The 10,155-nt window shown below is 65.8% G+C and carries 9 protein-coding genes and 1 pseudogene; 6 read left to right on the top strand and 4 right to left on the bottom strand.

Annotation, left to right across the window (positions count from 1 at the left end; all coding sequences use genetic code 11):
• Positions 1-352 precede the first annotated feature (352 nt).
• The 3 genes from EKL94_RS21235 to EKL94_RS21225 all read left to right on the top strand — a co-directional run bounded on the left by EKL94_RS21235 (position 353) and on the right by EKL94_RS21225 (position 2,713).
• Positions 353-1,216 (top strand): pirin family protein, encoded by an 864-nt coding sequence (locus EKL94_RS21235; RefSeq protein ID WP_126930534.1) that lies wholly within the window; start codon positions 353-355, stop codon positions 1,214-1,216.
• Positions 1,217-1,337: 121 nt separating this feature from the next.
• A complete protein-coding gene (aqpZ, locus tag EKL94_RS21230) occupies positions 1,338-2,057 on the top strand; it encodes an aquaporin Z (protein ID WP_126930533.1) in 720 nt (239 codons plus the stop codon).
• Positions 2,058-2,254: 197 nt separating this feature from the next.
• A complete protein-coding gene (locus tag EKL94_RS21225; protein WP_126930532.1) occupies positions 2,255-2,713 on the top strand; it encodes a hypothetical protein in 459 nt (152 codons plus the stop codon).
• Positions 2,714-2,841: 128 nt separating this feature from the next.
• Here the strand turns inward: EKL94_RS21225 and EKL94_RS21220 are convergent, their stop codons facing one another.
• Complete coding sequence (locus EKL94_RS21220) at positions 2,842-3,693, bottom strand: pirin family protein (protein ID WP_126930531.1); 852 nt, start codon at positions 3,691-3,693, stop codon at positions 2,842-2,844.
• A gap of 215 nt (positions 3,694-3,908) precedes the next feature.
• Here EKL94_RS21220 and EKL94_RS21210 point away from each other — a divergent pair, with 215 nt between their 5' ends.
• Positions 3,909-5,990, top strand: coding sequence for a carbon starvation CstA family protein (locus EKL94_RS21210; RefSeq protein WP_126930529.1), 2,082 nt, complete (start codon positions 3,909-3,911; stop codon positions 5,988-5,990).
• Positions 5,990-6,214, top strand: a complete 225-nt coding sequence (locus EKL94_RS21205; protein ID WP_005410613.1) for a YbdD/YjiX family protein — start codon at positions 5,990-5,992, stop codon at positions 6,212-6,214. The genes EKL94_RS21210 and EKL94_RS21205 overlap by 1 nt, the downstream gene beginning before the upstream one ends.
• Before the next feature lie 196 nt (positions 6,215-6,410).
• Here EKL94_RS21205 and EKL94_RS21200 read toward each other — a convergent pair whose 3' ends face one another.
• Complete coding sequence (locus tag EKL94_RS21200) at positions 6,411-7,661, bottom strand: DUF819 family protein (protein ID WP_126930528.1); 1,251 nt, start codon at positions 7,659-7,661, stop codon at positions 6,411-6,413.
• A 136-nt stretch (positions 7,662-7,797) separates the two neighbouring features.
• Between EKL94_RS21200 and EKL94_RS21195 the strand changes: the two genes are divergently transcribed.
• Positions 7,798-8,187 carry a VOC family protein gene (locus EKL94_RS21195; protein ID WP_126930527.1) on the top strand — a complete coding sequence of 130 codons (390 nt, stop codon included), beginning with the start codon at positions 7,798-7,800 and terminating at the stop codon, positions 8,185-8,187.
• 86 nt (positions 8,188-8,273) lie between these two features.
• On the opposite strand, the gene EKL94_RS21190 is transcribed toward EKL94_RS21195, so the two are convergent.
• Both EKL94_RS21190 and EKL94_RS21185 read right to left on the bottom strand, forming a co-directional pair.
• Positions 8,274-9,578, bottom strand: a complete 1,305-nt coding sequence (locus tag EKL94_RS21190) for a sensor histidine kinase (RefSeq protein WP_126930526.1) — start codon at positions 9,576-9,578, stop codon at positions 8,274-8,276.
• Positions 9,565-10,017 (bottom strand): annotated as a pseudogene (locus EKL94_RS21185) (response regulator transcription factor); the annotation flags it as partial. The gene EKL94_RS21190 and the pseudogene EKL94_RS21185, both read right to left, overlap by 14 nt.
• Positions 10,018-10,155 lie beyond the last annotated feature (138 nt).

Below are 10,155 nucleotides of genomic sequence, written 5' to 3'. Positions count from 1 at the left end.
TTTTTTTCCGAGGAGGGCCCCGCACCGTTTCGAAGGGGGGGAGGGGGTGGGCGGTTGAGTGTGTGAAGAGAGAGCGGGTGGGTGCAGGGGGGGGGGGTTGCGAGGGAGCGACGACCGGATGGATCCGGGTACCGAGCTGACTTCGACGTAATTGCAGCTGCCCTGGCGCACCCCACCCGCCCGGCCAAGCGCGGCTTTTGCTTTTGCTTTTGCTTCTGCCTTCAGCGACCAACCCCACAGCCACGAGGGGCTGCGCCGTTGGCTGGAACAACCTGTTACCCATACGGGGCATGTGCCCGTCACAGCTGCATGCGATGCTGACCACCTGATCCCTGCCAGCGAGAATGCCCGCATGACCACCATCATCGCCCCGCGCGTGCACGACATCGGCGGACTCGAAGTCCGTCGCGCCGTCCCTACCCTGCAGGCGCGCAGCATCGGCTCGTTCGTGTTCGTCGACCAGATGGGCCCGGCGCTCATGCACCCCGGCACCGCCATCGACGTGCGCCCGCATCCGCATATCGGCCTGGCCACCGTCACCTACCTGTGGTCGGGCGCCATCGGCCACCGCGACACGCTGGGCTCGGATCAGGTGATCCGTCCCGGTGACGTCAACTGGATGACCGCCGGCCGCGGCATCGCCCATTCCGAGCGCACGCCGCAGCCGGACCGCGATCACGACAACCCGATCCACGGCATGCAGACCTGGGTGGCACTGCCGAAGTCCCATGAAGAGATCGAACCGGCGTTCTACCACCATGCCGCGGCCACCCTGCCCGAGCAGCGCCGCAATGGTGTCTGGCTGCGGGTGATCGCCGGCCGCGCCTATGGCGAGGAATCGCCGGTGAAGGTGTTCGCCGACACCCTCAACGTAGCGATCGATCTCGACCCGGATGCGGAGATCGATATCGACAATGGCCACCGCGAGCGCGCGCTGTACATCCTCGAAGGCGAAGCGCAGCTGGATGGCGTGGATATTCCCGCGCAGCACCTGGTGATTCCCGAAGCCGGCGCACGAGGCCGCCTGCGCGCGAAGACGCCGGTGAAGGCGATGCTGTTCGGTGGCGAGCCGCTGGATGGCCCGCGTCACCTGTGGTGGAACTTCGTATCCAGCTCGAAGGAGCGCATCGAGCAGGCCAAGCACGACTGGGAAGCCGGCCGCTTCGGCACCATCCCCGGCGACGACAAGGAGTTCATCCCGCTGCCGCAGTACTGAACATCGCGTGTTGCACACATCCGAAGGTGTATCCCTGCACCCGGCGTTGACACTACAGTCACCCGCTGATCATTGAAATGTGACATAAATCACACTTTCGACCGTCAAAGGAGTGCAACACATGAGCATGGGTAAACGCTTGTCCGCCGAGTTCCTCGGCACGTTCTGGCTGGTTCTGGGTGGCTGTGGCAGTGCGGTGCTGGCCGCCAAGTTCGGTGGCGACGGCAATCCGCTGGGTATCGGCTTCCTCGGCGTGGCGCTGGCCTTCGGCCTGACCGTGGTGACCGGCGCCTATGCGTTCGGCCATATCTCGGGTGCGCACTTCAATCCGGCGGTCAGTGTCGGCCTGTGGGCTGGCGGTCGTTTCCCGACCAAGGACCTGATCCCGTACATCATCGCCCAGGTTGCTGGCGGCCTGCTGGCCGGCTTCATCCTGCTGCAGATCGCTTCCGGCGTCAGCGGCTTCGCCATCGATGGCAGCCAGGCCGGTGCGTTCGCCAGCAACGGCTATGGCGCGCTGTCGCCCGGTGGCTACAGCGTGGCGGCCGCCTTCCTGTGCGAGGTGGTACTGACCGCGGTGTTCCTGATCGTGATCATGGGCGCCACCCATGGCAAGGCGCCGGCCGGCTTCGCGCCGCTGGCGATCGGCCTGTCGCTGACCCTGATCCACCTGATCAGCATCCCGGTCACCAACACTTCGGTGAACCCGGCCCGTTCCACGGCGGTGGCCTTCTTCGCCGGCAGCGGCGCGGTCAGCCAGTTGTGGCTGTTCTGGGTCGCCCCGCTGCTGGGCGGTGCGATCGGCGGCATCATCTACAAGTGGATCGGCAACGACCGCTGAGGCCTGTGCGGACCATTGCGGCCGACGATCGGCCGCAATGGTTACGCTTGTAACCGCGATTTGTGCGATCGCTCACGTTCCGTTAAGGTTGAGTTGACCGTCCGTGCACATGCCGGCCGGGGCGGCATCCGGGGATGGGATGCCATGGCCGCCAGTCCATCTGGCGGAGCCACACGACAGACCACCTTGGGGGATGCATGAAGTTCGCGCCTGTAGTGTTGTCGAGCCTGCTGTTCGCCGCGGCCCAGGCCGCCGCGCAGGCTCCCGCCGAATGTCCTTCGTTGCCGGCCAGCAGTGGCCTGCAGTGGCAGCAGCAGGTGCTGGCCGATTTCCTGGTCTGCCGCGCCAGCACCGGGGACGGCCGCGAGGTACTGAGCCTGATGCTCAGCGCGCGTGACCCCGATATTCCGTTGAACCGGGCGCTGCGCCAGGAAAAAGGCAGCTTTGGCGGTGAATCGCTGTATTGGTACCAGCCCGATCTTGGTGGCCAGCAGCCGCCCGGTTACGCCGAGCGCCGCATCAGCGTGGTCAAGCTGGACAAGAAGCGCTACGCGCAGATTTCACTGTATCCGGACAGCGCCCAGGAACTGGGCTCGCTGCAGCAGCTGGCGCAGGGCATGAGCCTGACCCCGTCGGCCGTGGCCGCGGGGCGCTGAAGGTGACGGGGATGACTGCCTGGCAGCGTCCCCGCAATGCGAGCCGATCAGACGGTAGTGCCGGCCGCTGGCCGGCACCTCGATCCGCCGTGACCGCAGGCAGTTGCCGGCCAGCGGCCGGCACTACGTCAGAACTTGCCTTCCTGGAAATCGACGAAGGCCTGCATCAGTTCCTGCCGCGTGTTCATCACGAACGGCCCGTGGCGCATCACCGGTTCGCGCAGCGGACGGCCGGCAACCAGGATCAACCGCGCACCTTCGCTGCCCGCCGAGAGGTGCAACTGCTCGCCACCGCCCAGCACCGCCAGTTCCTGGCGTGCAACGTCGCGCGCCGCGTCCTGCTCACCCACGGTCATCGCACCTTCGAACACGTAGGCGAACGCGTTGTGCCCTTCCGGCAGCGCATAGGTCCAGGCACGGTCGGGCGCCAGCGTGATGTCGAGGTAGAGCGGATCGGTGGCCGGCTGCACGATCGGGCCATCGGTGCCGTCCACGCTGCCGGCAATCACCTTCACCTCCACGCCCGGCTCCGGGTGCACCACGGGAATGCGCTCGGGCGCGAATTCCTGGTACTTCGGGTCGGTCATCTTGTCCTTCGCAGGCAGGTTCACCCACAGCTGGAACCCGCGCATCTGCCCGCTCTCCTGCTCGGGCATCTCCGAATGCACCAGGCCACGGCCAGCGGTCATCCACTGCACGCTGCCCGGGGTCAGCAGGCCTTCATTGCCGTGGTTGTCACGATGCCGCATGCGCCCGTCGAGCATGTAGGTGACGGTTTCGAAACCGCGGTGCGGATGCTCCGGAAAACCGGCGATGTAGTCCTCGGCACGGTCGGTGCCGAACTCATCGAGCAGCAGGAATGGATCCAGGTCGGGCAGCGAGGGGCCGCCGATGACGCGGGTCAGGCGCACGCCGGCACCGTCGGAGGTGGGCATGCCACGGATGGTGCGCAGCACGCGGACCGGTTCGGGAAAGCTCATGGCGACTCCTGTTGGATGGATGCCAGTGAAGATGGACGCCACATGGCCGTACGCCAATGGATGGCTCCGCAACCGATTGTTCCATCCCTGATGTTCGTTGCACGTCAGCGCAACCGCCGTACGACCAAAGTACTAACGCCGATTCGTCCTGTGCCAATTGACCCTGTCGAGGGCACGCGGGACTCTTTGTCTGTCTTTCCGGGAGAGAGCACCTCATGAAAGGGTTTTCCAAACTGGGCTGGGCGGTACTCGCCCTGCTCGGCGCATTCTGTCTGGGCACCGTGGCCCTGCGCCGCGGCGAACACATCAACGCACTGTGGATCGTGGTGGCAGCGGTTTCGCTGTACCTGGTCGCCTACCGCTTCTACAGCCTGTTCATCGCCAACAAGGTGATGCAGCTGGATCCGACCCGGGCCACCCCGGCGGTGATCAACAACGATGGCCTGGACTACGTGCCGACCAACAAGCACGTGCTGTTCGGCCATCACTTCGCCGCCATTGCCGGTGCCGGCCCGCTGGTCGGCCCGGTCCTGGCCGCGCAGATGGGCTACCTGCCCGGCCTGTTGTGGCTGGTGGTGGGCGTGGTGCTGGCCGGTGCGGTGCAGGACTTCATGGTCCTGTTCCTGTCCAGCCGTCGCAACGGCCGCTCGCTGGGCGACCTGGTAAGAGAAGAGATGGGCCAGGTGCCCGGCACCATCGCGCTGTTCGGTGCGTTCCTGATCATGATCATCATCCTGGCGGTGCTGGCGATGGTGGTGGTCAAGGCGCTGGCCGAAAGCCCGTGGGGCATGTTCACGGTGATCGCGACGATGCCCATCGCGATCCTGATGGGCGTGTACATGCGCTACATCCGCCCCGGCAAGATCGGCGAGATCTCGGTGGTCGGCCTGATCCTGCTGCTGGCTGCGATCTGGTACGGCGGCAAGGTCGCCGCCGACCCGGTCTGGGGCCCGGCGTTCACCTTCACCGGCACCCAGATCACCTGGATGCTGATCGGTTACGGCTTCGTCGCCTCGGTACTGCCGGTGTGGCTTCTGCTGGCCCCGCGTGACTACCTGTCGACCTTCCTCAAGATCGGCACCATCATCGCGCTGGCCATCGGCATCCTGGTGGTGATGCCCGAACTGAAGATGCCGGCGCTGACCCAGTTCGCCGCCAGCGGTGATGGCCCGGTGTGGAAGGGCGGCATGTTCCCCTTCCTGTTCATCACCATCGCCTGCGGTGCGGTATCCGGCTTCCACGCGTTGATTTCCTCCGGCACCACGCCGAAGCTGCTGGCCAATGAAGCGCACATGCGCTACATCGGCTACGGCGGCATGCTGATGGAATCGTTCGTGGCGGTGATGGCGCTGGTGGCAGCTTCGATCATCGATCCGGGCATCTATTTCGCGATGAACAGCCCGGCGGCGGTGATCGGTGCCGATGCGGCCTCGGCCGCGCACTACATCACCAACACCTGGGGGTTCACCATCACACCCGAGCAGCTGACTGCGACCGCGGCGGCCATTGGTGAACCCACCATCCTGCATCGTGCAGGTGGCGCGCCGACACTGGCGGTAGGCATCGCGCAGATCCTGCACGAAGCGATTCCCAGCAGCAGCGACGCGATGATGGCGTTCTGGTACCACTTCGCGATCCTGTTCGAAGCATTGTTCATCCTCACCGCGGTGGACGCCGGTACCCGTGCGGGCCGCTTCATGCTGCAGGACCTGCTGGGCAACTTCGTGCCGGCCCTGAAGAAGACCGAGTCGTGGACCGCCAACATCATCGGCACTGCGGGTTGCGTGGCGCTGTGGGGCTACCTGCTCTACACCGGCGTGGTCGATCCGTTCGGTGGCATCCAGACGCTGTGGCCGCTGTTCGGCATCTCCAACCAGATGCTGGCAGGTATCGCGCTGATGCTGGGTACGGTGGTGCTGTTCAAGATGAAGCGTGACCGCTATGCGTGGGTGACGGCAGTGCCAGCCATCTGGCTGCTGATCTGCACCACCTACGCCGGCTTCATCAAGATCTTCGACAGCAATCCGGCGCAGGGCTTCCTGGCACAGGCTCACAAGTTCCAGGCCGCCCTCGCCAGCGACACCATCACTGCACCGGCCAAGTCGGTGGCGCAGATGAAGCAGATCGTGGTCAACGCCTACGTCAACACCGGCCTGACCGCGCTGTTCCTGCTGGTGGTGGGCGCGGTGCTGGTGTATTCGATCAAGACCATCCTGGCGGCCCGCCGCAATCCGCAGCGCACTGACCGCGAGACCCCGTACGTGGCGCTGAAGCCGCATGAAATGGTGGATCTGTGATGAGCACGCAACTGGTTCCCGCCGGCCAGTACCAGGCACACCGCCGCATCTGGCGGCGCCTGGTGCAGACCGCACGACTGTGCTGTGGCATTCCTGATTACGACAACTACGTCCGGCACATGCTGGAAAAGCATCCGGATCAGGAACCGATGGACTACAAGACGTTCTTCCGCGAGCGACAGGAAGCGCGTTACGGCGGACGCAACGGTGGTCGCTGCTGTTGAGGAGTGAGGTGGGTGCCGGGCTTGCAGCCCGGCACCCGCACCTTCGACAGATTTCCGGTGACAGCGAGAAGCATCAGGGGTCAGATCCGTTTCCTCCGGGAAACAGATCTGACCCCTTCCATGTTCATGGAGACCCATGAAATGCATCCACGCATGGCGTGGATCTACGGAAGCATGACGCCAGGGCGGCCCGAACTCAGCCGGTCGCCATCCACTTCAGGATCAGGCCGGTGACGTAGGCCAGGCCGGTGCCGGTGGCATAGCCCACCGTGCCCAGCAGCACGCCCACCGGAGCCAGCGTCGGATGGAACGCCGCTGCCACCACGGGGGCCGAAGCGGCTGCGCCGATGTTGCCCTGCGAACCAATGGCGAAGAAGAACAGCGGCGCGCGCAGCAGCTTGGCTACCACCCACAGCACCAGCACGTGCGTGGCCATCCAGATCGCGCCGAGCAGGAACAGCCACGGCCGATCCAGCAGCGACAGCAGGTTCATCTGCATGCCGATGCAGGCAATCAGGAAGTACAGGAACACCGTGCCCAGCCGCGAAGCACCTGCGGCTTCCAGCCGGCGCGCACGGGTGAAGCTCAGGCCCAGGCCCATCGCGGTGGACAGCAGGATCACCCAGACGAACTGGCTGTCCAGGCTGAACTGGCTTGCCCAGCTGACATTGGCCTTGAACCATCCCGACAGCGGCGCGGCGATGGCGTGGGCCAGACCGACGCCACCCAGTGCCACGCCGACGATCACCATCAGGTCGGTCATGCTGGGAATACGCGCGTTCTGCGCCTCGTAGGCACTGATGCGCGCCTTCATTTCGTCGATGGCACGGGTGTCGGCACCGTTGCGGGTGTCGATCTGTTGTGCGCGGTTGGCCAGGAACAGCAGGATCGCCATCCACAGGCTGGCGCAGGCCACGTCGACCACCGCGAACTGGCCGAAAGTGGTGGCATCGGTGCCGAACACTTCGCGCATGGCCACCATGTTGGCGCCGCCACCGATCCAGCTGCCGGCCAGCGCCGCCATGCCCGCCCAGGTATCACCTGCCACGGTTTCCGGATGGATCAGCTTCATCAGCTGGAACGAGACGATGGCGCCGAGCATGATGCCGGCAGTACCGGCACAGAACACGATCAGCAGTTTCGGGCCGAGCTTGGCGATGCCTTTGAGGTCGATCGACAGGGTCAGCAGGACCAGCGCGGCTGGCAGCAGCACGTCACGCGCGACCGGGTTGTACAGCGAGGTGTTGTGGCCATCGATGACACCAGCGGTGTTGTAGATGGCGGGGATGAAGTAGCACAGCAGCAGTGCCGGCACCCAGGCGAAGATCTTCTTCAGCAGCGGGGTCGGACCACTGGCGGCCCAGAAGATCAGGGCCAGGGTGGCGGCAATCAGGCCCAGTCCAACGATATCGTTGCTGATCAGGACAGTAGCGGGTTCGGTCGGCATGGGATCCTCTGTCGATCGAAAGAGCGGAGAAAAAAAAGCGCCGCATAAGGCGGCGCAGGTCGAGATTAACATTGTCTTCACGCCCGGTCATGCTGCAGTGCCGACCACACCCTCATCCCCCTCAGGGAGCCCACTCATGCAGCTTGGCGCCTTTTCGGTCAGCCTCTCGGTGAAGGATCTGCTGGCCTCCCGTGCCTTCTACGAAGCCCTGGGCTTCTCGGTCACCGGCGGCGATCCGGCACAGAACTGGCTGGTGATGCGCAGCAACGGCACCGTGATCGGGCTGTTCCAGGGCATGTTCGAGGGCAACCTGCTGACCTTCAACCCTGGCTGGGACCAGCACAAGCAGGAACTGCCCCACTTCCAGGATGTGCGCGAGCTGCAGGCGGAGCTGGATGCGAAGGGCATCGAACTGGCGGTGCGCACCGACCCTGATGGGCAGGGGACCGGTTACCTGCAGCTGGCCGATCCCGACGGCAACGTGATCCTGATCGACCAGCACGTGGCGCGGCCGAACGGGCGATAATGCGGACAGCCATTGCGTGGGTAGGCGTCGACCTTGGTCGACGGGCAGCATGCCAACCAAGGTTGGCATCTACCAGGACGGCCGGTTCAGGCCGGGCGTGAGGTTCGGCCCGGTCGCGAGGCACTGAAATCGAGCGTGACACGCGTGCCGCGCGGCTCGCAGGGCTGCAGCTGCAGGGTCCAGCCCAGGTGCTCGCAGAGCCGCGCGATCAGATCCAGTCCGATGCCGCCGCCCCGATCGGCGCGCTCGCCACGGGCCATGCGTGCGTGGATCGCCGCGATCTCCTCCGGGCTCATGCCATGCCCGGGGTCCTGCAGGGTCAGCACCGCCGACGAACTCAAGCGCAATTCGATATGGCCACGGCCACTGTTCTCGATGGCGTTGCGCAGCAGGTTGCCGATCGCCGCCTGCACCACCGCCAGCGGCGCGACGATGTCCACCGGTGCGGCCTGGATGCCGATGCTCAGGTCCTTGTCGCCCAGCAGATGGCGATGGTCGTCGACGATCTCCGGCAGCAGCTGGTCCAGCGCGATGCGCTCGGCACGCGCCGCCAGTCGTGCCGGATCACGCGCCAGCACCAGCAGCAGTTCGATCAGCTGCTCCACGCTCTGCGCGGTGCGCAGTACCCGCTGCATCTGCTGGCGCGCACGCTCGGGCAGGCCCGGTTGCTCCAGCGCCAGCTCGGCGGCACCGGTCATCACCGCGATCGGCGTGCGCAGTTCATGGCTGGCGGTACTGATGAAGACCCGCTCACGTTCGACGAACTGTTCGTTGCGGTCCAGATAATCGTTCAGTGCACCGGCAATCGTGTGCAGCTCGGAGCTGCCACGCGGGTCGACCTCGATGCGCTGCCCCTGCGCGCCGGGCCGCAGGTCGGCGATGCGCTGCGCCAGCAGGCTCAACGGGCGCACCATCCGCTCCATGCCGAAGGACGCCATCAGCACGGTGACGAAGATCATGATCACGCCCGCCAGCATCACCCAGCGCGTGGCGAACTGCTCCAGGTCATGGAAGTCGGAGATGTCCAGCGCCAGCGCGACCCGCCCCATCGATTCGGTCTCGCGCACCATCACCGCCATCTCGCGGCCCTTGATCATCACCCCGTCATGCAGCCCCGGATGCAGCGTGAGGACGCTCTCGGGCAGGTTGACCGCGTCGAAGCGGTACAGGCTCAGGGTGTCCGAATCCTGCCAGCGGTAATGCGGCTCGTGCTCGACATGTTCGACGATGCTGTCCAGCTCGGAATTGAGCAACGCGCGCCAGGCGGCGTGCTCGGCATGCTCGTGCACATAGTTGCCGACACTGAACACCGCCAGCGAAAGCAGTGCCAGGTAGCCCAGCAACCACCACAGCACGCGCCGGTACAGCGGCCCGGGCTTACGCGCCTTCATCAATATCCTTGCCAGCGTCGCTGCCGGTGGTCACGGCCAGCCGATAACCCACCCGCGGCAGGGTGTGGATCAGCTTCTCGGCAAACGGGCCGTCAACGCTGCGACGCAACTCGTAGACGTGCGAGCGCAGCAGGTCGCCATCCGGCGGCTCGTCGCCCCACAGGGCGAACTCCAGCTGCTGTCGCGTCACCGCACCCGGGCTGGCCCGCATCAGCACTTCCAGCAGTTTGCGGCAGGCTGGGTACAGGTGCAGCACCTGGCCCTCACGCTGGGCCTCCAGCGTCGCCAGATCCAGCACCAGGTCGCCCACCTGCAGGCGCTTGCGCGGGTTGCGGCCCTGCGCACGCAGCAGCAGCGCTTCCAGCCGCACCTCCAGCTCGGGCAGCGCGAACGGCTTGGTCAGGTAGTCGTCGGCCCCGCCGCGGAGGCCCGCGACCTTTTCCGCCCGTGGATCCCCCGCGGTCCGCCGGCGGCCCGGCCCCCGCGCCCGCGGCCGGGCGCCCACACCGGCCGACGCCCCGCGCCCCCCACGCGCGGCAGCCACACCGTCGCGGAGCACACCGCGTTGTGTAGGTCA

The organism is Stenotrophomonas maltophilia, from assembly GCF_003970865.1.
In the GTDB taxonomy this organism is placed as follows: Bacteria; Pseudomonadota; Gammaproteobacteria; order Xanthomonadales; family Xanthomonadaceae; genus Stenotrophomonas; species Stenotrophomonas maltophilia_AR.
Note: the sequence above shows the minus strand (reverse complement) of the source record. Positions and strands in the feature narration are given on the sequence as shown.

Bases quoted from the DNA above. Each gene is read 5' to 3' on its own strand.
- aqpZ (WP_126930533.1), top strand. From the start codon at position 1,338: ATGAGCATGGGTAAACGCTTGTCCGCCGAGTTCCTCGGCACGTTCTGG.
- EKL94_RS21220 (WP_126930531.1), bottom strand. From the start codon at position 3,693: ATGAGCTTTCCCGAACCGGTCCGCGTGCTGCGCACCATCCGTGGCATG.
- EKL94_RS21190 (WP_126930526.1), bottom strand. From the start codon at position 9,578: ATGAAGGCGCGTAAGCCCGGGCCGCTGTACCGGCGCGTGCTGTGGTGG.
- EKL94_RS21210 (WP_126930529.1), top strand. From the start codon at position 3,909: ATGAAAGGGTTTTCCAAACTGGGCTGGGCGGTACTCGCCCTGCTCGGC.
- EKL94_RS21195 (WP_126930527.1), top strand. From the start codon at position 7,798: ATGCAGCTTGGCGCCTTTTCGGTCAGCCTCTCGGTGAAGGATCTGCTG.
- EKL94_RS21225 (WP_126930532.1), top strand. From the start codon at position 2,255: ATGAAGTTCGCGCCTGTAGTGTTGTCGAGCCTGCTGTTCGCCGCGGCC.
- EKL94_RS21205 (WP_005410613.1), top strand. From the start codon at position 5,990: ATGAGCACGCAACTGGTTCCCGCCGGCCAGTACCAGGCACACCGCCGC.
- EKL94_RS21235 (WP_126930534.1), top strand. From the start codon at position 353: ATGACCACCATCATCGCCCCGCGCGTGCACGACATCGGCGGACTCGAA.
- EKL94_RS21200 (WP_126930528.1), bottom strand. From the start codon at position 7,661: ATGCCGACCGAACCCGCTACTGTCCTGATCAGCAACGATATCGTTGGA.